Origin of the sequence: Permianibacter aggregans (assembly GCF_009756665.1) — a bacterium.
Taxonomy (GTDB): Bacteria; Pseudomonadota; Gammaproteobacteria; order Enterobacterales; family Permianibacteraceae; genus Permianibacter; species Permianibacter aggregans.
Map to the genome: position 1 here is coordinate 3,153,532 of NZ_CP037953.1, position 23,169 is coordinate 3,176,700.

General features: G+C 56.1%; 21 protein-coding genes and 1 tRNA gene. 10 read left to right on the forward strand and 12 right to left on the reverse strand.

The features are described 5' to 3' along the window. Positions 1-169: 169 nt before the first annotated feature. The 12 genes from E2H98_RS14140 to E2H98_RS19485 all read right to left on the reverse strand — a co-directional run bounded on the left by E2H98_RS14140 (position 170) and on the right by E2H98_RS19485 (position 10,403). A complete protein-coding gene (locus E2H98_RS14140; RefSeq protein WP_162848171.1) occupies positions 170-1,255 on the reverse strand; it encodes a Kelch repeat-containing protein in 1,086 nt (361 codons plus the stop codon). A 168-nt stretch (positions 1,256-1,423) separates the two neighbouring features. Next, positions 1,424-1,897 (reverse strand): nuclear transport factor 2 family protein, encoded by a 474-nt coding sequence (locus E2H98_RS14145; RefSeq protein ID WP_157591389.1) that lies wholly within the window; start codon positions 1,895-1,897, stop codon positions 1,424-1,426. 46 nt (positions 1,898-1,943) lie between these two features. After that, positions 1,944-2,735: a LytTR family DNA-binding domain-containing protein gene (locus E2H98_RS14150; RefSeq protein WP_157591390.1), complete on the reverse strand. Its 792-nt coding sequence runs from the start codon at positions 2,733-2,735 to the stop codon at positions 1,944-1,946. Positions 2,736-2,762: 27 nt separating this feature from the next. Further along, positions 2,763-3,854: a redox-regulated ATPase YchF gene (gene ychF / locus E2H98_RS14155; RefSeq protein WP_133590387.1), complete on the reverse strand. Its 1,092-nt coding sequence runs from the start codon at positions 3,852-3,854 to the stop codon at positions 2,763-2,765. Positions 3,855-3,898: 44 nt separating this feature from the next. Beyond that, positions 3,899-4,480, reverse strand: coding sequence for an aminoacyl-tRNA hydrolase (gene pth / locus E2H98_RS14160; RefSeq protein WP_133590385.1), 582 nt, complete (start codon positions 4,478-4,480; stop codon positions 3,899-3,901). 133 nt (positions 4,481-4,613) lie between these two features. Beyond that, a complete protein-coding gene (locus E2H98_RS14165; protein ID WP_133590383.1) occupies positions 4,614-5,237 on the reverse strand; it encodes a 50S ribosomal protein L25/general stress protein Ctc in 624 nt (207 codons plus the stop codon). Between the two features lie 185 nt (positions 5,238-5,422). After that, on the reverse strand, positions 5,423-6,367 hold the full coding sequence (locus E2H98_RS14170) for a ribose-phosphate pyrophosphokinase (RefSeq protein WP_133590381.1): 945 nt from the start codon (positions 6,365-6,367) through the stop codon (positions 5,423-5,425). 157 nt (positions 6,368-6,524) lie between these two features. Continuing rightward, positions 6,525-6,599, reverse strand: a tRNA-Gln gene (locus E2H98_RS14175). A gap of 8 nt (positions 6,600-6,607) precedes the next feature. Beyond that, a complete protein-coding gene (gene ispE, locus E2H98_RS14180) occupies positions 6,608-7,486 on the reverse strand; it encodes a 4-(cytidine 5'-diphospho)-2-C-methyl-D-erythritol kinase (protein WP_133590379.1) in 879 nt (292 codons plus the stop codon). Further along, positions 7,470-8,039: a lipoprotein insertase outer membrane protein LolB gene (gene lolB, locus E2H98_RS14185; protein WP_133590377.1), complete on the reverse strand. Its 570-nt coding sequence runs from the start codon at positions 8,037-8,039 to the stop codon at positions 7,470-7,472. Before lolB ends, ispE begins: the two co-directional genes overlap by 17 nt. Next, complete coding sequence (locus E2H98_RS14190) at positions 8,036-9,988, reverse strand: tetratricopeptide repeat protein (RefSeq protein ID WP_133590375.1); 1,953 nt, start codon at positions 9,986-9,988, stop codon at positions 8,036-8,038. Before E2H98_RS14190 ends, lolB begins: the two co-directional genes overlap by 4 nt. 283 nt (positions 9,989-10,271) lie before the next feature. Next, positions 10,272-10,403 (reverse strand): hypothetical protein, encoded by a 132-nt coding sequence (locus E2H98_RS19485; protein ID WP_269769301.1) that lies wholly within the window; start codon positions 10,401-10,403, stop codon positions 10,272-10,274. Between the two features lie 95 nt (positions 10,404-10,498). On the opposite strand from E2H98_RS19485, the gene hemA reads away from it, so the two are divergent. The 10 genes from hemA (at position 10,499) to E2H98_RS14240 (ending at position 23,157) form a co-directional block, all read left to right on the forward strand. Beyond that, complete coding sequence (hemA, locus tag E2H98_RS14195; protein ID WP_133590373.1) at positions 10,499-11,761, forward strand: glutamyl-tRNA reductase; 1,263 nt, start codon at positions 10,499-10,501, stop codon at positions 11,759-11,761. After that, entirely contained in the window at positions 11,758-12,846 is a 1,089-nt protein-coding gene (gene prfA / locus E2H98_RS14200; protein WP_133590371.1) for a peptide chain release factor 1, read from the forward strand. Before hemA ends, prfA begins: the two co-directional genes overlap by 4 nt. Before the next feature lie 2 nt (positions 12,847-12,848). Continuing rightward, the gene (gene prmC / locus E2H98_RS14205; RefSeq protein WP_133590369.1) at positions 12,849-13,703 is read left to right on the forward strand and encodes a peptide chain release factor N(5)-glutamine methyltransferase; all 855 of its coding nucleotides are present in this window, start codon (positions 12,849-12,851) and stop codon (positions 13,701-13,703) included. An 11-nt stretch (positions 13,704-13,714) separates the two neighbouring features. Further along, the gene (locus tag E2H98_RS14210) at positions 13,715-14,461 is read left to right on the forward strand and encodes a HesA/MoeB/ThiF family protein (protein WP_133590411.1); all 747 of its coding nucleotides are present in this window, start codon (positions 13,715-13,717) and stop codon (positions 14,459-14,461) included. A 194-nt stretch (positions 14,462-14,655) separates the two neighbouring features. Further along, on the forward strand, positions 14,656-15,843 hold the full coding sequence (locus E2H98_RS14215; RefSeq protein ID WP_133590367.1) for an efflux RND transporter periplasmic adaptor subunit: 1,188 nt from the start codon (positions 14,656-14,658) through the stop codon (positions 15,841-15,843). Positions 15,844-15,846: 3 nt separating this feature from the next. Further along, positions 15,847-16,569 carry an ABC transporter ATP-binding protein gene (locus tag E2H98_RS14220; protein ID WP_133590365.1) on the forward strand — a complete coding sequence of 241 codons (723 nt, stop codon included), beginning with the start codon at positions 15,847-15,849 and terminating at the stop codon, positions 16,567-16,569. Further along, positions 16,566-17,726 carry an ABC transporter permease gene (locus E2H98_RS14225; protein WP_133590363.1) on the forward strand — a complete coding sequence of 387 codons (1,161 nt, stop codon included), beginning with the start codon at positions 16,566-16,568 and terminating at the stop codon, positions 17,724-17,726. The genes E2H98_RS14220 and E2H98_RS14225 overlap by 4 nt, the downstream gene beginning before the upstream one ends. Beyond that, a complete protein-coding gene (locus E2H98_RS14230; protein WP_133590361.1) occupies positions 17,726-18,895 on the forward strand; it encodes an ABC transporter permease in 1,170 nt (389 codons plus the stop codon). The genes E2H98_RS14225 and E2H98_RS14230 overlap by 1 nt, the downstream gene beginning before the upstream one ends. Positions 18,896-18,986: 91 nt before the next feature. Next, positions 18,987-20,294, forward strand: coding sequence for a hemolysin family protein (locus E2H98_RS14235; protein WP_133590359.1), 1,308 nt, complete (start codon positions 18,987-18,989; stop codon positions 20,292-20,294). A 235-nt stretch (positions 20,295-20,529) separates the two neighbouring features. Then, on the forward strand, positions 20,530-23,157 hold the full coding sequence (locus E2H98_RS14240; RefSeq protein ID WP_133590357.1) for an ExeM/NucH family extracellular endonuclease: 2,628 nt from the start codon (positions 20,530-20,532) through the stop codon (positions 23,155-23,157). Positions 23,158-23,169 lie beyond the last annotated feature (12 nt).

A 23,169-nucleotide genomic window follows, 5' to 3' on the forward strand; every position in this document is an offset into this window, starting at 1 on the left:
GGAACAAACCCGCGTTTCTGTGATCTTTCAAACCTTAATGCTCTTCCAGATTTCCAAGTGGTTATTTCCTTTTCTTTTCCCAGAATGACTCGGGTCATCCTCGTCCGAGTCAGACCCGAAAGCCGAGATCGTTCCCCCTCCTGGCAAGGAGGGGGCTAGGGGGTGGTAACTATGGCTTTAGCAGCCACGCCCCAGCGGTTGGCTGAATACGATGGTCGTAACCGCCGACAATCAGCACGGCGCCATTGGGCAACAGCGAGCTGGTCGAGAACGCGTACTCGGCATCGATGACGCCTGAAGCTTCCTGAAAAACACTAGCCCCCGGCGTCCATTTCTCAACGTGTTTTGATCCGCCAGCAATTACCACCTCGCCGCTTGGCAGTGCTACCGCCGCATTGGTAATTTTGAAGTGCACGTGTTGCATGCTTGGGCCGGCAGTGAACGCGCCGGTTTTCGGCTCGAAGATTTCTGTGCTGTGCAAGCGGTTTTGATAATCGCCGCCTGATGAACCACCAAGCACCATGACCCGACCATCTTGCAGCGTCACTGCTGCATGTTTGTAACGAGTGCTCAGCATGGGTTTTGTTAACGTGAAGCGACCAGTAACCGGGTCAAAGATCTCCGCGCTATTCAATGGTTGATTGCGACCGCGCTGGCCACCGGTGATCAGCACGCGACCATCGGCCAGCATCGCAGCGGCGTGGCTGCTGCGCGCGACATTCATGTCACTGACGACCGTGAATTGTTGTTGTGCCGGGTCGTATATTTCTGCGCTGGTGAGCGGTGAACCGGTTGCTCGCTCACCACCGGCGATCAACACCTTGCCATTCAGTAACTTGACTGCCGCAGGACTCATACGTGGTGAGTGCATGTTGGCAATGGCGGTGAAACGTTTGTCGCGATGGTTGTAGCGTTCGGCGCTGGCCGTAGCGGCCGTGCCCGTCCAACCGCCAACGAGCAACACATCACCATCGTCGAGCCGGATAGCGCGATGACTGGAGCGCGGTTCGTTCATTGGTATATGGTTGATGAACTTCGCCGCAGAGTGTTGATATAGCTCCGTACTGTTACTGACGGTATCGCAGCCTGCATCAATACAACCGCCGGTAATCAACCACTCGTTGTCGGAAACTTGCGTGGTCTGATGGACCGCACGTGTGCTGTTCATGTCTGGTAGGCGGGTGAGGGAAGGCTCATTGGCATAACTTGCATGAACAATACCTAACGCCAGTATCGTGTAATAAATGCGACGCACGCTGACTCCTTGTCGAACTGGAAGTGCTTGATGAAGTGTACTGAAGGTGTTTCGACGCGGATATTGCATTCATCGCAGTGAAGCGTCGGTTTGCCGTAAAGAGAAGCCGTCTCAATGAGAGAGACGGCTTTCGACGTAAGCGCCTGTCGGTTACGAGGCGCTTTGGAGTCAGGGTGATTGCGCTGGAAACGGACAATCGGTGTGCACGCCGGAGACATGTGACGATATGGCTCGCCATTGATTGCCGGACTTCACCAGCACATTACTGCTCTGATAACGCAGGCAGTAAGGTCCGTTTTTACCGGTTCCGGTGGCGCGCCCTTCGCCGGCAATAATGGCGGTATCGTCCGCAAAAATCTCCAGGCGCTTGATGTCATAGTGGAATCGCTCGTGTGGCCAGCGATAGCTTGGTAATTGCTGCAGTTCTTCTTGCTTGCTGGACCATTGCCCTTCGGCATCAATCATTTGGAAGCGCGGGTCGAGTATTTGATCCAGCAAGTGAACATCTTGTTCGCGATAGGCTTTCGGCCACATTACTTCTTTGAGCTCGCGCAATTGTTTCATGTCAGTGGATTCGGGCTGCTGCGCGTAAAGCGGGATGGCGATCAGGACAAAGGATAAACAGAAAAGTAGGCACTTCATTGGTGGTCTCCAGCGGATGAAAACCAACGCAGCGTAGAAGCGAGAATCAGGAGCGGACAGCGCTCTGGGACGGATTTTCTGTAGCCGGGACGAAATGACAGGTGGCCAACACCCGATCCGCGTAAGCGGCGGAAACCGGCACGATGCTGCCATTGCTGAGCGTCAGTTGGTAAGCGCCGCGTTGTATCGGTTGAATGCGAGTGACTTGCTTGGGGTTGATCAGATGGGAGCGATGGCATTGCAGCAAGGCCGTCGGGTAGCTTTGTAAAAACTCTTTGATCGTGCTGCGGACGATACCAGAGCCAGGCTTGCCGATGATCTCGATTTCCACATAGTTGCGTGCACCATGCACGGCAATGAGCTGCTCAATGGCAACCAGTTGGCGATGTTGGCCGAAATCGATATTCAGGGCTTGCCAAGGTTTCAGTGGGGCCAGCAACGGCGTCAACAGCGCGGCAATCAATGCCCAGACGCCTATTGAAACGTAATCGTGCAGAAACGGTTCGAAATGTTGTGTGGCGCGCAAAATGGCGAAACTGAGGGCAGATGCGGCAAGCGCGGCGACGAATTGTTGAGTGAAGCGAATCGCCGGCTGAGGTTTCGGAAATATCGTGGTGATGGCCAGCAAACTGATGAGGCCAATAGCGTGCGCAACACTCCATTGCAGGCTCATTAACCAGTCGCTCGGTTGCGCACTGAACGCGCCGTGGCCCAAACAATAAATCAACAGCAGCAGGGTTGCGCCGGCGCCGATCAGCAGCAGCCAGCGAACACGTTGTGAGCGCGAGGCATGCAGCCAGGCAAGGCGAAATTGCTCAACGACACTGGGCGGTGTCATCGGCATTCGCCTTGCTGGTCAACATATTTAAACGTTAAAGCGGAAGTGCATGACATCGCCATCCTTGACGATGTAGTCCTTGCCTTCCAGGCGCCATTTGCCGGCTTCTTTGGCGCCGGCTTCGCCGTTGTATTTGATGAAGTCGTCGTAGGAAATGACTTCGGCGCGGATAAAGCCTTTTTCGAAATCGGTGTGGATGACGGCGGCGGCTTTTGGCGCCGTGGCGCCGACGGAAACGGTCCAGGCGCGCACTTCTTTGACGCCGGCGGTGAAGTAGGTTTGCAGGTTCAGCAATTGATAACCGGCGCGGATCACGCGGTTCAAACCCGGCTCTTCCAAACCAAGTTCGCCGAGGAATTCTTTCTGCTCTTCTTCACTCAGCGCAGCCAGTTCACTTTCAATCGCGGCGCAGACCGGCACGACGACGGCGTTTTCCGCTTTGGCGATTTCATTGACTTGATCGAGGAACGGATTGTTCTGGAAACCGTCTTCCTGAACGTTGGCGATGTACATCGTCGGCTTGACAGTCAGCAAGCCCAATTGACGCAGGATCTTGCGCTCGCTTTCGTCCATGTCCAGACGACGAACCGGCAGGCCTTCATCAAGCAATGTCTTGGCGCGGGTCAGAATATCGAATTCGGCTTTGGCTTCTTTGTCACCATGCTTGGCGAGTTTTTCAGTGCGTTTGATCGCGCGATCAACGGTGTCCAAATCGGCCAATGCCAATTCCATGTTGATCACTTCAATGTCGCGGCCCGGATTGACGCTGCCGGAGACGTGAATGATGTCGTCGTTCTCAAAGCAACGGACGACATGGGCAATCGCATCGGTTTCGCGGATATTGGCCAGAAATTTGTTGCCCAAGCCTTCGCCTTTCGAGGCACCCGCGACGAGACCGGCGATATCGACGAACTCCATGCTGGTCGGCACCACTTTCTGCGGGTTGACGATTTTCGCCAGCTCATTGAGGCGAGCATCAGGCATCGGCACAACACCGGTGTTCGGATCGATCGTGCAGAACGGAAAGTTCGCCGCGGCGATGCCGGCATTGGTCAACGCGTTGAACAACGTAGATTTGCCGACGTTAGGCAGGCCGACGATACCGCAGTTAAAACCCATAATGTACTCCAGATAAAACGCTAAGCCTTTCGCCTTCGCGTTGTTTAAATCTTGACGTTATGCAGCGCTTGCTGCGCTTTGACCAAATCCATTCGCACCAGCTCATCGACATGCTTCAGCGCTTCGCGCACGGCCGCCTCGATTTTCTGTTGCTCTTCACTCGGTGCTTTGCCAAGCACCCAGCCGGTAACCATGTCTTTCGCGCCCGGATGACCGATGCCAATGCGCAACCGATAAAAATCGGGGTTATTGCCCAGCGCCGAGGTGATGTCTTTCAGGCCGTTGTGGCCGCCATGACCGCCGCCGATTTTCAGTTTCAGCGTACCGGGCGCAATATCCAATTCATCGTGCGCAACCAGAATTTCCGCTGGCGCGATTTTGTAAAAATGCGCCAATGGCGCTACGGCCTGACCGCTACGGTTCATATAGGTGGTCGGCACCAGCAACTGCACTTTTTCGCCGGCAATGATCGCGCTGGCCACTTCACCGTGATAACGATTGTCATGGCTAAGGCGCACGCCGCATTGGGCTGCCAGATCGCGCACGAACCATTCGCCGGCATTATGCCGGGTCTGGGCGTACTGCGGGCCGGGGTTGCCGAGACCGACAATCAGTCTGATGCTCATGGGCGACAAAGTGCTGCGAAAAACGGGCCGGTATTCTACCGAAACTTGAGTGCCTGGCGAAAAAAGATTCAATTGTAACCGGCAATAAAAAAGGACTGCCGTAGCAGTCCTTTTTCTCGAATCGAGGATTCGATTACTCGGCTTTCTCACCTTCGCCTTCAGCGGCAGCCGGAGCGGCTTCCGACTTGATCGGCGGGTTGATCGAGACCAGCGACAGGTCGTCACCACGCTGCAGAGCGGCGGATTTGACACCGGCCGGCAGTTTGATTTGCGACAGGTGAACGCTGTCACCGACTTTCAGGCCAGCCAGATCGACTTCGATGAATTCCGGCAGATCTTTCGGCAGAACGTAGATTTCCAGTTCATTGACGTCGTGGTGAACCACGCCACCGGCTTTGACGCCTGGGCAGGTCGCTTCGTTGATGAAGTGAACCGGCACTTTGGTATGCAGTTCTTCACCAGCTTTGACGCGCAGAAAATCCATGTGAGCGATTTTCGGCTTGAACGGGTGACGCTGCAGATCTTTCAGAATGACTTGCTGCGGCTTGCCGTCAACATTGATGGTCAGAATGTGGGAGTAAAACGCTTCGTTTTCCAGCGCTTGGATCACTTTGTTGTGCTCCAGCGTGATGGACGCAGCGGCTTCGCCACCACCGTAAATGACGGCCGGTACTTTGTCTTCGCGACGCAGGCGGCGGCTCGCACCTTTCCCCATGTCATCGCGCTTGACGGCGTCGAGGGTAAATGAAATTGCCATAATTGCACCTTAGTAAAAATGCCAACAGCGGCACCATTGCCGCTGCGGTTGACCGTTCCCGCGACCAGGTTCGGTCAGATGATGAAAACCCAAGAGGTATTCATCAAATTCTTGTCATTTCCGTTTTCTCCGTACTGGATTCCCGCCTACGCGGGAATGACAGAAAAGTAGCGTAACGGAAGGAATTAAATAAACATCTCCGACAGCGACTCTTCTTCGCTGACCCGGCGAATCGCCTCGGCCAGCAATGGCGCCAAGCTGACGGTTTCAATCTTTTCGCAGGTCTTGGCTTCGGCGCGCAGCGGAATGGTGTCGGTAACGACCAGCTTGTCGAGGCCGGATTTGACCACGTTCTGCACCGCGCGGCCAGACAACACGGCGTGGGTACAGTAAGCGTTGACGCTGCGGGCGCCGTGCGCTTTCAGCGCGTTGGCGGCCAGACTCAGGGTGCCGGCGGTATCGACGATGTCATCGATGATGATGCAGTCACGGCCTTCGACTTCACCGATGATGTGCATCACTTCGGCAACGTTCGGTGCCGGACGGCGCTTGTCGATAATGGCGAGATCTACATCGCCGAGACGCTTGGCGACCGCACGGGCACGGACCACACCGCCGACGTCTGGCGATACGATAAGTTTGTTCGGGAAATGCTGGCCATTGATATGGTCAATCATGACTGGCGTGCCGTAGACGTTGTCCACCGGCACATCAAAGAAGCCCTGCACCTGGTCGGCGTGCAAATCGACGGTCAATACCCGATTGACGCCAACAATCGACAGCATATCGGCGACGACTTTCGCGGAAATGGGCACGCGCGCTGAACGTACGCGACGGTCCTGACGGGCATAGCCGAAATACGGAATCACGGCAGAGATGCGACCGGCAGAAGCACGACGCAGGGCGTCGGCCATGATCACCAGTTCCATCAGGTTGTCGTTGGTCGGGTTGCAGGTCGACTGGATGATGAAGACATCGCGGCCACGAACGTGCTCGCGAATTTCAATATTGATTTCGCCGTCAGAGAATTTTCCGACAGTGGCTTGCGAAACATGGGTATTCAGGCGGGCGGCAATGGCGTGCGCCAATTCGGGACAGGCGTTGCCGGCGAAGAGCATCAGTTCTGACATGGTTACACCACCTTGGCTGAGTGCCGGCGCGGCTGCGCCTGACGACTTGGACTCGCTAGAGTCTTTTTAAGAATTTGGCAGGGGTAGAAGGATTCGAATCTCCGCCAATCTGGCCTGTAGGATCAAAACCCGCTACTTGCAATCTGCACTTTAAATTTGGCAGGGGTAGAAGGATTCGAACCTCCGAATGGCGGGATCAAAACCCGCTGCCTTACCGCTTGGCGATACCCCTAAAAACCTTTACGACGATACAACCGGCAGGTGGTTGATACCGCGAGCAACAAAACCTTGTGCGATGTCGGCACAGTCGCGAACGATTCGTTCGGCTTCGGCTTTACTGCTGACCATCGCGAACACGGAACTCCCCGTTCCTGTCATCCGCGTTGGTGCGAAATTCTGCATGCGTTCAATTAACGCGTTCACTGCCGGATACGCCTGGCGTACCACCGGTTCACAATCGTTGCGCGTTTGTGCAAACCAGCCCCGGTCAGCGAGGGCGCGTATTGTGCAAGGGTGAGTGTCACGTGTCAACGTGAGATCCGAGAAAATTTTCGCGGTTGGCACGGCAATTGGCGGCGTCAGCACGGCGAACCATTGTCTCGGCATTTCAATGGCTTGCAGAATCTCGCCGACGCCGGTGGCATAAGCGGTTCGACCGCGCACGAACACCGGCACATCGGCACCGAGATTCAGGCCCAGAGCGGCGAGTTCGTCTTCGCTGCACTGCAAATTCCAGAGCTGGTTCAATGCTCGCAAGCTGATCGCCGCGTTTGATGAGCCGCCACCCAAACCGCCCCCCATTGGCAGCCGCTTCAGCAGCGTGATGTTCGCGCCCATTTCCGGCTGGCCATAGGCTTCGCGCAGGCGATAAGCGGCACGCCAGATCAGGTTGTCTTGTTCAGCGACGCCGGGAATGGCCGGGCTTAACGAGATGACACCGTCATCGCGGCGCTGAAAGCGCAGCTCATCGCCGTAATCGAGCAACTGAAATACCGTTTCCAGCAGGTGGTAGCCATCCGGCCGGCGGCCGGTGATGTGCAGGAACAGGTTCAGTTTGGCCGGGGAGAGCAGGGTCAGGGTGTCGGTCACAGCGGGTGCTTCATCAGAAATGCCAGTCATGCAGCGACAGCTTCAACTGCAGTTGTTCGTTACGTGCTTCCAGCCGTTTCGGCAGCGTCAAGCCGTTGGCCTGCTGCCATTCCAGGTAACGTACCTGCCAACCGCGGCTTTCAAAGGTCTGCAAACGGCCTTCCGGGTCAAACTGCACTTGTTCGCTGTTGGCATCGGGCAGGCCTCGTACCCAAAACTTCAACGACTCAACCGGCACCGCCCAGCCGAAATGGTCGGCCAAAAGCAGCTCGGTATTCGGGCTGCTCAGCACCGGTTCGTTTGGCAGTTCCAGCGTCGCCAGGCCTGGTGTCGCGTTCAGGCGGGCCCGGGTTTCGCCGAGCGGGCCGGTCAGCTCGAACAAGTATGATTCCGGGGTTTCCACCCAGTTCAGGCCAGCGGTGAAACCTTCTTTGCCGTTTTTCAGCGCGATGCGGCCATCCAGCTCCCAGCGCTTCAGTTCCATGACCTCGGTGGGTAACGGGTAGCGTGTGCGGTCTATGCTGCGGGTGGCGCAACCGGCCAGCAGCAACAGGGCAAGAATGGTGAGTAAGTGCTTGCTCATTTGACCAGCCTTTGCATCGTGGCCTTCAGCGCTGCGTGGTCAGGCTGCTGGCGCTTGGCCCGCTGCCAGACCTTTTTCGCCTCGTCGCGTTGGCCCTGTTTCCACAACACTTCACCGTAATGGGCGGCGATTTCGGCGTCGTCATCCAGCGCCCAGGCGCGGCTCAGGTAGTCGCGGGCCTGCTCCAGCTTGCCGAGTCGGTAATGCAGCCAGCCCATCGAATCGAGAATCGCGGCGCTGGTCGGCTTCGCCCGGTAGGCGCGTTCAATCAGCATCTGGGCTTCATCGAGGTTGCGGCCGAGGTCAGCCAGCGTGTAGCCGAGCGCGTTCAGGGCGTCGACATGGTTCGGGTCGATGGTCAGCAGCCGGCGTAAATCAGCTTCGGTGCGCTCCGGCTGGCCAAGCTGGGCGGCCAGCAGCGAGCGGCTGTACAGCGCTTCGATATCGTCCGGGTTGCTCTGCAGGTATTCATCAATCAACGCATAGGCTTCATCGGTATAGTGCTGCTCGGCAAGGCGGCCAGCGAAAGTGAGTATCCACTCTTTGTTGGGTTCCGGCAGGGCCTCCAGGCGGCTGCGCATCAGTGTCAGCAGCGAGGCACCGTTATCCGGACTCATGATGGTCAACGCCAATGCTTCGATCGGAGCCTGGCCACGGATTTCGCTCGGCAACTGCTCCAATTGTGATTGCGCTTCGCCAAGGCGTTCAAGTCGCATCAGCGTTTCCAGTTTGATGACCCAAAGCGTGCCGAGCTGTTTGTCGTCGGCTCTGGTCAGTTCTTGTTCCAGCATGCTCAGGGCTTTTTCCGGCTGGTTCTGCTGCAACAACAGATTGGCCCTGGCCTGCACGGCGGCCGCAAATTGGGCGTGGCTTGGGCCAACGTCCTGGTAGCAAGCCAGCGCTTCTTTCGGCCGATCCATGCGCTGAAAACCCTGGCCGCAGAGCCAAGCAGCGGCGCCGGCCTGAAAATCCGCTTTGATCGCCTGCTTTAACAGCGGCACGGCTTCCGACCAGCGCCCGGACAGATGCAGGCTGACGGCCAACAGGTAACGCGCTTCCATATCCTGGCCGCCACTTTCGCCGGCCGGGATACTCAGAATCTCGACTGCCTCGGCAAAGCGCCCGAGCTGGTAATAGGCCCGGCCCAGCGCCAATTGCACTTGCCGGTCATCCGGGTGGGCTTTGTAGGTGTCTTTCAGCAAGGCCAGCGCCGCTTCGCCATCCCATTCCATCTGGATTTCGGCTTTGACCAGCGGTGCCCGCAGGTAATCGGGGGCGGTATCCATGGCTTTGTTTAAAAGGCCGAGCGCGAATTGTTGGTCGCCAAAATGGCGTGAGGACATCGCCAGCGCCAGATAGGTCCACTCCGGATGCGGGTGCTCGCTGGCAATACCGGCAATGAAATCGACCGAGCCGGGACCGGCGGCGCGGGTGAATTGCTGGACCAGCGCCAGCCGGTCGCGCTCGTTGTCGCCGGTCAGCGCCAGCACTTTGCCGAGGCTTAGCAGCGCGTCCTGCTGGTCGCGCAATTGCAGTTCGGCCATCGCCCGCCAAGCATAGGCATCGGCGCTGTCCGGTTGGCTTTCAATCCAGGTGTTGGCGGCGCGCAGCCCAATATCCGGTCGCTGAATTTGCTGAGCCAGTTGCAGCACCTGACGGAACAGACGGGTATCGCCGCTGTTCTGGGCGGCGGCCAACAGGTTATTGACGGCGACTTCGTAATCGCCGCGCTGCTGGGCGATTTGGCCGAGCAGCACCTGATAGTAGGTGCGGGATTCCTGCCACGGGTCGGCTTCGGGTGCGTCGGTCGCTTTGGCGGGGTCCGGCTTTTCATTCTGTTCGATTGGTGTCAGCACCGGTTCCGGTGCTGGGTTAGCCGGCACCGGCGCTTTACTCGCACAACCGGCCAGCACAGAAGAAACAAGCAGGGAAACAGCCAATAAACGCATGGTGGAACAATCCTTTTTGCGCGCCGGGCGCAGCGCCCGGGCACTATAAACGAAGCGTAAGGGCGAACCCAAACGCCGGTCACAACGCGACCATCAAGAAGCCATCTCAAAAATGCCTGGAGCTCGACGAGCTGCGCGAATGCGGTGCTCGGAAAAATCCGCCGGGAGCGGATTTTCGTGGAACCCACAGGGTGAACCACATGGATGTGGTGAACAATTCTCATTTACTACCTGTAAACTCCGGTTCCTGCGCTCCTATCCGCGCACCTCACCATCGCCCAGTCTATTTTTGAGATGGCTTCTGACTTCTAGAAATCATAGGGCTTTGACCACCAATCGCGAAAACTGCTGCCTTTGTTGTCAAACCGTCATTTCGCCGCAGTGTTTTGCCGCTGATACCGGTAATGACCATCATTGATAGCTCCATGACCATTGGCAGGCGCGTCTATGCGGTGCCGAGTGTTACAATTCGCTCCGTTTTTTCACCGCCAAGGCTCGTTTGCGAACTTCATGACCGTCTCGGTATTCGGCATCAACCATGTCAGCGCACCGGTCGCCGTCCGAGAACGACTGGCGTTTGGCCCTGATATCGTGGTTCCCGCATTGCAGGACCTGACTCGCGATCTGGCGATGCCAGAGGCGGTGATTCTGTCTACCTGCAATCGCGTTGAGCTGTACCTGGCCGGTGATCACCCGCAGCAGGCCGTTGCCGCCTGGCTGCAAAAAAATCGCCATGTCAGCGCCGACGATTTGCAGCGTTGTCTGTATGTGTATCAGGAAAACGATGCGATACGGCATCTGATGCGCGTCGCCTGCGGGCTGGACTCGATGGTGCTCGGCGAGCCGCAAATTCTCGGCCAGCTGAAAGATGCGTTTGCCACCGCGCAGAACGCCGGCACGGTTGGTTTTGAGTTATCGAAACTGTTCCAGCAATCGTTCACCGTCGCCAAACAAGTGCGCACCGATACGGCCATTGGTCAAAGCGCGGTCAGTGTCGCGTTCGCTGCCGTGCAACTAGCCAAGCGCATTTTTACCGACTTGGCGGACACCACGTCGCTATTTATCGGTGCTGGTGAAACGATACAACTGGCTGCACAGCATCTGACCCAGCAGGGCGCGCGCGACATTATCGTGGCCAATCGCACCGTGGCGCGCGCTGAAGAACTGGCTTGTTTGTATCAAGGCGAAGCGATTTCGCTGTCGGAAATTCCGGATGTGTTGCACCGGGCCGATATCGTCATCAGTTCGACCGCGAGCCCGCTGCCGATCATCGGCAAAGGTGTCGTGGAGCGGGCGATTAAAGCCCGTCGGCACAAGCCGATGTTCATGGTCGATTTGGCTGTACCGCGGGATATCGAAGCGGAAGTGGCGCAGCTCGACGATATCTTTTTATATAGCGTCGATGATCTGAACGGTGTCGTGCAAGAAAACCTGAAATCGCGTCAGGAAGCGGCGCGCGAAGCCGAACGCATCATTGCCGATCAAGTCGAACAGTTTCTCGCCTGGCAGCGCGAACGCCGCGCCGCCAGCACCATCAAGGATTTGCGCGAACAATGGCGCGCGCTGCAGGACGCCGAATTGCAATGGGCGCTGCAAAAACTCGCGGCTGGCGAATCGGCCGAAGACGTGCTGCGCCAGTTCTCCCATCGTTTGGGCAATAAATTTTTGCATGCACCGACCGAACGCTTGCGCTCGGCCGCCTCGAATGGCGAGCAGCACACCTTGGAGTCGGTACGCAGCGTATTTGATTTGGATCGATCCACAGAATCATGAAACCCTCTATACAACGTAAGCTGGAAGCGCTGGTTGAGCGCCACCAGGAAGTCGCGGCGCTGATGTCTGACAGCGCTGTGATCAGCGACAACAACCGATTCCGCGAACTGTCGCGTGAGTACGCGCAGCTGGAACCGCTTGTCGCGCAGTTCAATGCTTACCAGCAAACCTTGGAAGCGTTGGAAGAAACCGCGCTGATGCTGGAAGACAGCGACGCGTCGTTACGCGAATTGGCGCGCGAAGAACTGCCGGCGCTGAAAGAAAAGCGCGACGAGCTGGAGCTGGAAATCCAGAAACTGATGTTGCCGCAAGATCCGAACGATGAGCGCAACGTTTTTCTGGAAATTCGCGCCGGTACCGGTGGCGACGAAGCGGCGATTTTTGCCGGTGACTTGTTCCGCATGTATAGTCGTTATGCCGACATCAAAGGCTGGCAACTGGAAATTTTGAGTGAGTCGGAAGGCGAACACGGCGGTTACAAAGAAGTCATCGCCCGTATTCAAGGTAACGGCGCGTACTCACGATTGAAGTTTGAATCGGGCGCGCACCGGGTGCAGCGGGTGCCGGCCACCGAATCGCAAGGTCGCGTTCATACGTCGGCGGCAACGGTGGCGATTCTGCCGGAAGTCGATGAGGTGGGGGCGATTGAAATCAATCCGGCCGATTTGCGCATTGATACCTTTCGTTCATCCGGTGCCGGTGGTCAGCACGTCAACAAAACCGATTCGGCGATTCGCATCACGCATATCCCGACCGGTGTGGTCGTGGAATGTCAGGATGAACGCTCGCAGCACAAAAACCGGGCCCGGGCGATGTCGTTGTTGATCGCGCGTTTGCAAGCCGCTGAGCAAGAAAAAGCGCAAGCGGCCGAAAGTGAATCGCGTCGCTTGCAGGTGGGCACTGGCGACCGCTCGGAACGAATTCGTACTTACAATTTTCCGCAGGGCCGTTTGACCGACCATCGCGTCAACCTGACCTTGTATTCATTGACCGACATTGTCGAAGGGGATTTGGATCAAGTGATCGATCCCTTGGTTCAGGAGTATCAAGCGGACCAATTGGCCGCTTTATCCGGAGGGAGTTAAGCATGAACATTTCGGCGGCATTGCATCAGGCGTCTGTGATGATCCAGTTGTCCAGTGACAGTGCCCGTCGGGATGCTGATGTCTTGCTCTGTCATGTGCTGCAGCAACCCTTGAGTTATCTGCGTACCCATCCGGAACGCGAGCTCGATGCCGAGCACGTCGATCAATTCATGACGCTGGTCGCGCGCCGAGTCAAAGGCGAACCGGTCGCGTATCTGATCGGTGAGCGCGAATTCTGGTCTTTGCCATTAGAGGTCAACAGCAGCACGCTGATTCCACGCCCGGAAACCGAAGTGCTGGTGGAAGAGCTGCTTGAACGTTTACCGGAAAACGAAAGTTTAAGCATTGTTGATCTTGGCACCGGTAGCGGCGCCATTGCGCTCGCGATTGCCAAGGAGCGTCCGCATTGGCAGATCACCGCCACTGACGCCAGCATGGCAGCGCTGCGCACCGCCGAAAAAAATGCCCGCCGACTGGAACTGAAAAACGTCACGTTTGAATTTGGTTCCTGGTTTGCGCCGCTGTCTGAAAAAGTTTTCCACGCCATTGTTTCCAATCCGCCGTATATCGCTGCGAGCGATCCGCATCTGACTCAGGGCGATGTCCGTTTCGAACCCGCCTCGGCGTTGGTGGCTGGTGACGATGGCTTGAGCGATATCCGCATCATCATTGATGAGTCGCGCGCGCATTTGCACAAGAATGGCTGGTTATTGCTCGAGCATGGTTACGACCAAGCACAAGTCGTCCGTGAGCTGATGATTCACGCCGGTTTTGCCCGGGTAAAAACCATTCATGATCTGGCCGGTCAGGAACGCGTGACCGTTGGCTGTTGGCATCCGGATGTCATTGAGGATTGAGCATGAGTGATCTGTTCAGCGATCAGGAATTGCTGCGCTACAGCCGGCATCTGCTGTTGCCGCAGGTGGAAGTTGCTGGCCAGCTGAAACTGCGTGCCGCGCGGGTGTTGATTGTCGGAGCCGGCGGCCTCGGTTGCCCGGTCGGTTTGTATCTCGCTTCGGCTGGCATCGGTCATATCGAAGTGGTTGATGCCGACAACGTTGAACTGTCCAATCTACAACGACAAATTGCCCACGCCACCAACTCGATTGGTCTCAACAAAGGCGAAAGTCTGAAGCAAGCGATGCAAGCCTTGAATCCGTTGGTTCAAGTCACGGTGCATGACGGGTGGTTGCGCGAAGAAAATGCTGATCAATTGATTGCGGCCTGCGATCTGGTGCTCGATTGTTGCGATAACTTCGCCACCCGTTATCTGGTTAATCAGGTCAGCATCAAATACGGTAAACCCTTGGTATCCGGCGCCGCGATACGCGGCGAAGGGCAGGTGGCGGTATTCAATGCCAGCGCCGATGCTCCCTGTTATGCCTGCCTGTATCCGGATGGCGTCGAAGAAGGCGAAACCTGCGCTCAGGCCGGCGTGCTGTCGCCACTGGTGGGCGTTATCGGCAGTTTGCAAGCGGTAGAAGCGATCAAAGTATTGCTGGGCAACGTATCAAGCCAGAGTAGGCTGACGTTGTACGATGCGTTTGCCGGGCAGTTTCGCCAATTGCAGTTAAGTAAAGACCCGCACTGCGTGGTTTGTGGTAAAGCGAGCTGAAGTCCTATTCGACGCGAAGTGCTTCAGTTTTACGTCATATTCTGTCATTCCCGCGTAGGCGGGAATCCAGAACTTCAGCATAAACTGGATACCCGCCTGCGCGGGTACGACAAGAAAATTGGATTCGGTTTTGTTCTCATGCTTACCAATTGGATGTTTTGAGCCTGACAATCACTGACAAGGAGCCAACAAAAATGGCATCGGATTTAAGCCAACTAAAAATCGAACGCAGTGAACTGACCAAGAAAAAATCCCTTTTAAAAAAATACTGGTGGTTGTTGGCGCTGTTGCTGATGGCGGCCATATTCGCCTTGATGCAAACCCAGGCAGCCGTACCGGTGAAGGCGGCAACCGTCGTCAATCTCTGGCCATCGCAAGTTATCGCGGAATTGAATGCTACAGGTTACGTCGTGGCGCAGCGCAAAGCGGCCGTAGCCTCGAAAGCATCGGGCCGACTGGAATGGCTCGGCGTACGCGAAGGCTCGGTGGTCAAGCGCGGTGAGAAAATCGCTGAACTGGAAAACTCTGATTTGGTGGCGCAAGTCGATCAGGCCAAGGCCAATGTGCTGGTCAGTCGCTCACAACTACGTGAAGCCGAAGCGGCGCTGCACAACGCCAAACTGAGTTTCGAACGTGCCAAGGATTTGATCAAAGACAAACTGATTTCACGCGCCGATTACGATTTGAGTGAAGCCAATTTTGCCCAGGCAAAAGCGGCCGTTGGCGCCCGCGAGGCGGCGCTGGTGGCAGCCCAAGCCGCGGTGCGCGGTGCTGAAGTGGCGCTGAACAACACCCGTATCCTGGCGCCGTTCGACGGTGTTGTCGTCAGCAAGAATGCCAATGTCGGCGATGTCGTCAGCCCGTTCAATACCGGTCTTGACTCCAAGGGCGCGGTCGTCGACATGGCCGATATGGATACGCTGGAAGTCGAGGCCGATGTCTCGGAATCGTCGCTGGCGAAAGTAAAGGTTGGGCAACCCTGCGAAATCGTGCTTGATGCACTGCCCGATGTACGACTGCTCGGTGAAGTTGCCAGCATGGTGCCGTCGGTGGACCGCAGTAAAGCCACCGTCATGTTCAAAATCAAGTTCATCGAAACCGATCCACGCGTACTGCCGGACATGAGCGCGAAAGTCGCGTTTTTGTCGCGGCCCTTGCAACAGGATGAACGCTCACCGCGCAAAGCGGTGACCGCCGAAGCGGCGCACGATGGCAAGCTGTTCAAAATTGTCGACGGCAAACTGCAGGCGGTATCGGTTGCCAATGCTGAAAAGCTCGGTGACTTTATCGTCGTGCCGGACAGCTTTGCCATTGGCGACAGTGTGGCGCTCAGCAGTGAAGAAAAGCTGGAAGATGGCATCGACGTCAGCATCGCGGAGTAGATCATGGCTGTTGCGATCAAACTGAAAGACGTCAGCAAAAGTTATCAACGCGGCGACCAGATTCTGCCGGTATTGACCCATATCGATATCGAAGTCGAGCAGGGCGATTTTCTGGCATTGATGGGTCCCAGCGGCTCTGGCAAATCGACGCTGCTGAACCTGATAGCCGGTATCGACCGGCCAAGCGGTGGTCATGTTCTGGTGCAGGGCGTTGATATCAGCACCCTTGGTGAAGGCGATTTGGCACGCTGGCGTGCAGCCAATGTCGGTTTTATTTTTCAGTTCTATAACCTGATGCCAGTGCTGACCGCGCTCGAAAACGTCGAGCTGCCGTTGATGCTGACCAACTTGAGTCGCAGCCAGCGTCGCGCTCATGCCGAAGCGGCGCTGAAAATGGTCAATCTGTCTGATCGCGTTGAACATTATCCAAATGAATTATCCGGCGGCCAGCAACAACGTGTAGCGATTGCAAGAGCGTTGGTTTCCGACCCGACGATTATCGTTGCCGACGAACCGACCGGCGATTTGGATCGGCAATCGGCTGAAGATGTGCTGGAGTTATTGCAGCAACTGAACGAACAACTGGGCAAGACCATCATCATGGTCACCCACGATCAGCGTGCCGCTGATGCGGCCCGTGCGATCATGCATCTTGATAAAGGCGAGTTATCGAAACTGGACCGACAAAAACCGGTGCCGAAAAAAGAAAACGCGGAGTCGGCATGATCGGCTTTGTCGCCAAAACGGCACTGCGCAACGCCACGCGCCATCGCTTGCGTTCGGCGCTGACGGTGCTGGGTTTGGTCGTGGCGTTTCTGGCCTTTGGTTTACTGCGCACTGTCGTCAACGCCTGGTATGCCGGTGCCGATGCTGCCTCCGATGCCAGACTCGTTACCCGCAACGCCGTGTCGCTGGTGTTCCCGCTGCCACTTTCTTATCGCGACCGCATTCGCAGTGTCGATGGCGTTGAATCGGTCGCCTGGGGTAACTGGTTTGGTGGCGTCTATATCGAGGAAAGCAATTTCTTTCCGCAGTTCGCGATCGGCGGTCCGTATCTCGACATGTACCCGGAGTTTCAAATTCCGGACGATCAGCGTTTGGCCTTTGAGCGTGATCAGCGTGGTGCCATCGCGGGCCGGAAGACCGCTGAGAAATACGGCTGGCAGGTCGGTGATGTCATCCCGATCAAAGGCACGATTTTTCAAGGCGATTGGCCGTTCGTGTTGCGCGGTATTTACGATGGGCGCGATCCAGGCACTGATGAGTCGCAGTTTTTCTTTCACTGGAAATACCTGAACGAAAGCATCAAGCAGCGTTCGCCAACACGCGGCGACAACGTCGGCTTTTATGTCATTGAGGTCAGCAATCCAAAACGGGTTGCCGAAATTTCCGAAACGATTGACGAGCGTTTCCAGAACTCGATTGCCGAAACGCTGACCGAAACCGAAAAAGCGTTTCAGCTTGGCTTTGTCGCGATGACTGAAGCGATTGTTATCGCTATCGAGGTCGTCGCCTATGTCGTCATACTGATTATTCTGGCGGTGCTCGCCAACACGATGGCAATGTCGGTGCGTGAACGCACCAGCGAATACGCCACACTGAAAGCACTCGGCTTTTCACCGCTGACGGTCGGTTCGCTGATCATGCTGGAATCGATCATGCTCTGCGCGATTGGGGCTGGTCTCGCGATTACGCTGACCTATCCCGCCGCCGATGGTTTTGCGCGCGCCGTACAAGACTTTCTGCCGGTATTTCAGGTCGCGGAAGAAACGCCCTATTTGCAAGCCGGATTCGCTGCCATCGTTGCTTTCATCGCGGCCATCACGCCGGCGATACGCGCCGGCAATGTCACCATAGTCGAGGGCTTGAGGAGCGTTGCCTGATGGCCCAGATCCCGTTTTCCTATGTCTGGCGCAATCTGCAAACGCGCAAAGTGACGACCTTGCTGACCGCTGGCGGCATGGCGCTGGTGGTATTCGTTTACGCCACGGTGTTGATGATGGAAGCGGGCTTGCAGCAAACGCTGGTGCAAACCGGTAGCTACGATAATGTCACGGTCATTCGCAAAGGTTCGCAAACCGAAGTGCAAAGTGGTGTTGATCGTGAGCAGGCCAATATTCTAGAAAGCCAGCCGGAAGTCGCCATTGGTCAGGATGGGCAAAAGCTGTTTGCCAAAGAATCGGTGGTGCTGATCACGATGCCGCGCCGCGATGATGGCAAACCGGCCAATGTCATCATTCGTGGCACCGACGACAAAGGCTTTACGCTGCGGCCGCAAGTGCAACTGATGCAAGGCCGAATGTTCCGGCCCGGCAGCAATGAAGTGATCGCCGGCCGCGCCATTGCTGAGCGTTTTCGCGGTGCCGGCATTGGCGAGAAAATTAAATTTGGGCAAAGGGAATGGACGGTCGTTGGTGTTTTCGATGCCGGCAAAACCGGCTTCAATTCCGAGATCTGGGCCGACCGTGACCAGGCCATGCAATCGTTCCGGCGCAGCAGCTTTTCGGCGGCCACGTTCAAACTGGCCAACAGCAGCCAATTCGATGCACTGAAAAAACGGATGGAAAATGATCAGCGCCTTACCGTCGAGTTAAAGCGCGAGACGCAGTTCTACGCCGATCAATCACGTTTCATGACCGCGTTTATCTCCTACCTTGGCTTAACGCTCAGCGTGATCTTTTCCATCGGTGCCATCATTGGCGCGATGATCACGATGTATGCGGCGGTGGCCAATCGGGTGGGCGAAATTGGCACCTTGCGTGCACTTGGTTTTCAGCGCAAGGGGATTTTGTGGGCGTTTCTGACCGAGAGTTTGTTGCTGTCGCTGCTCGGCGGTGTCGTTGGCGTCATTTTCGCTTCGAGTTTGCAATGGCTGACTATCTCGACGATGAATTGGCAAACCTTTTCCGAGCTGGCGTTCAGCTTCACATTGACTGGAGCTATCGTCGTCAAGTCGTTGATTTTCTCGCTGATTATGGGGGTGGTCGGCGGTTTTCTACCGGCCATTCGCGCCTCACGGATGAAAATCGTCGATGCACTGCGCGCTGGTTAATGGCGCACCGATGACCCGCGACAGCAATTCCCCTATAATGCCGGTGTGCCTACGTGTGTAGGTGTCCTTTGCGCCGTGCGCGCACAATCTAATGTCTACCGACCTTTGGGCCTTACTTTTTGCCATTTTCCTGGTTTTTCTTAACGGTTTTTTTGTCGCAGCCGAATTCAGTCTGGTCAAATTGCGCGAAACCCGCGTCAAGGCCATTGTGCGCCATCATGGTTGGCGCGGGCGCATGTTGGCGCGAGTTCATAGTCAGCTAGATGCTTACCTTTCTGCCTGCCAGCTCGGCATCACGCTCGCCTCACTCGGCCTTGGCTGGATCGGTGAACCGGCGTTCGCGCATTTGTTGGAGCCGGTATTCGAATGGTTCAATATTGGCGATGAAAAAATCGTTACCGGTGTTTCGTTCGCGTTCGCGTTTCTGACCATTTCCTATCTGCATATTGTCGTCGGTGAGCTGGCACCAAAATCAATGGCCATTCGCACCGCCGAAACCGTTGGTTTGTGGACGGCGCCGCCACTTTGGGCGTTTTACTGGTTGATGTTCCCGCTGATTTACGTGCTGAATGCCAGCGCCAACGCCATCTTGCGTCGCTTTGGTTTGACCGATGCCGCACATCTGGAAGGGCATTTCACCGGCGAGGAATTGCGCCTGGTGTTGCGCAGTTCACCGAGTGACGATCAATTCAATGAAGACGAATGGAAAATCCTGTCGAAGGCGCTCGATTTTCGCAAACTGACCGTGCGCGATTTGATGCGACCATTCAACGAAGCGGTGGTGTTGCATCAGGAAGACAGCTTCGAGAAAAGCCTGCAAACGATTGTGACCTATCGCTACAGCCGTTATCCGCTGCTGGATCAGGATGGCAAGCTGGCCGGCGTCGTTTACCTGAAAGACGTGCTGGTTGCGTTGCAACGTGGGCAAACCGTTACCGATTTAAAACGTCTCGCCCGTCCAGCCATTACCGCAACACCGGAAATGCTCGCCAATGAGTTGTTCCGCAAGTTTCAGGCTGGCGCGCCACACTTTGCTGTCGTCTCTTACTTAGATGGTGAGCCGCAAGGCTTTATCACCGTCGACAATTTATTGAACGCCATTGTTGGTGAAATTCGCGACGAGTATCAGCGCTCACCACAAGACTGGATTCATCTCGACGACGGCTCCTTGCTCGGTAAAGGATCACTGCCGCTGTACACATTAGAGCGCGAACTCGGCATTGATATTCCTTCCGAACGCGCCGAAACCATTGCAGGCCTCGTGCTCTGGAAACTCGGCGACTTTCCACAGGAAGGCGCCACGATTGAATTCGAGAAATTCGATGTACAAGTGAAAAAATTGCGCGCCGGCAAAATCGCCACCGTGCGGGTATTACCAAAAGAAGAAGTATTGGAGTAGCTTCAAAATTCCCTCCCCCCTCGCGGGGGAGGGGCAGGGGAGAGGGGGTCGTCGAACCAGAAAAAATTTTGAATTCACTTCTATCCACTTCAAAGAGTTGCTCTTACCAACCCTTTATTTCACTGATTTGTCACATTCATGACAGCCGATCCACTGTCAACAACTCGCCATAATTCGTTAACATTGCTGCTCTACCGTGTTGCGCGCAGGACTACATAAACACGGAGAGCACAACATGTCATTCTCATTACGCCCACTCAGCATCGCGATGCTGGTGCTCGGCGCCCACACAACACTTGCTTCAGACTTAATCATCAGTGAATACGTCGAAGGCAGCAGCAACAACAAAGCCATCGAGCTGTATAACCCGACGAACAACACCATTGATCTGTCTGCCTATCAGCTGAAGTATTACTTCAACGGCAACACCAATGCCGGCACCACAATCAGCCTGAGCGGCACCGTTGAAGCCGGCAAGACACACGTTATCGTGCAATCGCAAGCTGCTGCCGAGTTGATTGCGCTGGCCAATCAAACCAATGGTTCCAGCTGGTTCAACGGTGACGATGCCATCGTGCTGTTGAACAATGGCACGGTTATCGACTCGCTTGGTCAAATTGGCGTTGATCCCGGCTCATCCTGGTCAGAAAATGGCGTGTCGACCATCGACGCCACACTGCGCCGCAATGGTGTGTTAACCGATATTGATGCTTCAGATGCGTTCTCACCAGCGCAGCAATGGCTGGCTTTCCCGAACAATAGTTTCGATGATCTTGGCCGCTTCAATAGCGACGACACACCAGAGCAACCACAACTCGGTCAGTGCGGCGAAAATCATTCGTTACCACACCAGATCCAGGGCAATGGCGTGCAGTCGCCCGTGCTCGGTGAAACGGCCGTTATCGAAGCGGTAATCACCGGTGATTTCCGTGGCAGCAACAAACTCCGTGGCGTTTATGTGCAGTCACCGAATAGTGAGCACGATGCCGATGAAAGCAGCTCGGAAGCGCTGTTTGTTTACGATCCGTCCGGTTTGATTTCGGCACCGGTCGGCGCGCGCATTCGCGTGCTGGCGACCGCCGGCGAATACAGCGGTCAAACTCAGTTGACGCAAGTGCAGGGCTGGATCGATTGCGGCGTTGGCGCCAGCATCGAAGCCGTGGCGCTGACGTTGCCCTTGACCGATGGCGCAACACTGGAGCGTTATGAAGGCATGCTGGTACGCGCCAGCGAATCGATGACCGTCAGCGATACTTACAACCTCGCACGCTATGGTGAAATCGCCTTGGCGTTTGGCGGTCCGCTGTGGCAACCCACCGAAGTCGTTGCCCCCGGTATTGACGCGCAACAATTGCAACAGCAGAACAGTGCTCGCCGTTTGCTGCTCGATGATGGTAGCTCGCAGCAAAACCCGGCCGTTATCGCTTACCCGGCACCACGTCTTACCTACGACAACAGCTTGCGCGTCGGTGATGAAGTGCGTCCGTTTACGGCCGTGCTGAACGAGGCCTTCGGTGCTTACCGTTTGCAGCCAGTCGAAACGCCGGTGTTCGATAAGCTGAACCTGCGCGACGTAGCACCGATGCGTCATCTCGATACCACCGTTCGGGTCGCCAGCTTCAACGTGCTGAACTACTTCAACGGTGATGGTCTCGGCGGTGGCTTCCCGACTCCACGCGGCGCGAACACGCCAGAAGAGTTTGATCGTCAGCGCCAAAAAATTGCCAACGCGATTACCGAACTCAATGCCGACATCGTTGGCTTGATGGAAATCGAAAATGACGGTGATGACACCAACAGCGCATTGCAGGATCTGGTCAATGCCCTGAATGAGCGCGCCAACGACGGTGCTACTTGGCAGCCGGTGCAAACCGGTTTACTCGGCACTGATCAAATTCGCGTCGCGCTGATCTACCGTGCGGATCGTGTCATGCCCTACGGTGCGCCAGAACGTATCGATACCGGTGTATTTGCCACCGGCAATCGCGTGCCATTGCTGCAACGTTTTGCCCAAAGCGAATCGGCGCAAGTGGTCTCGGTTGTCGTCAATCATTTCAAATCGAAAGGCAGTTGCCCCAGCAACAGCAGCGATCTGAACGCTGATCAAGGCGATGGCCAAAGCTGCTGGAACGCGCTGCGCACCGAAGCGGCCAATGCCTTGAGTGCTTGGTTGAGCGCGCGCAGCCAGCATGAACGCATCGTATTGATTGGTGATTTCAACGCCTACAGCATGGAAGACCCAATGACCGCATTGGCTGCCAATGGCTACACCCGTCTGGGTGAAGTCAACGGCCATTCCTATGTGTTCGATGGTCAACTCGGTAGTCTTGATCATGGTGTAGCGAATGCTCGTTTGCTTCCGGAAGTGCTGGCCTCAAAACATTGGTCCATCAATGCCGATGAACCGCGCGCACTCGACTACAACATGGAGTTCAAAACCGTTGAGCAGCAGTTGGAGTGGTACGGTAACAGCGCCTATCGTTCGTCCGACCATGATCCATTGATCGTCGATATCGGTGCCCGCACGTTCTCGCAAAGCGTGAAAAAGCCGAACTGGCAAGTGCTGTTCGCGCGTGGTGAAACGGTCATCAGTTACAACGTCACCGCGGAACAATCGGTCAACGCCATGGCCTTGCAAGCGCAACTGTTGCACTCACGTCCGCAATTACTGAGCTTTGCTTTGCGCGCCCCGGATGGCAGCGAAACACCGCTGGCATTTGAATTCGAGCGCGGCAGCTTCCATCAGTTGAACTTGCAACAGCTAATCGGCGACAAAGCCGCTAAAGGCGAGTGGAAGCTGATTATTCGCTCCGCCAAACCACACTTGGGTTTGTTGCTCGCCAGCGAGCTGAAACTTGATTGATTATCGTGGCAT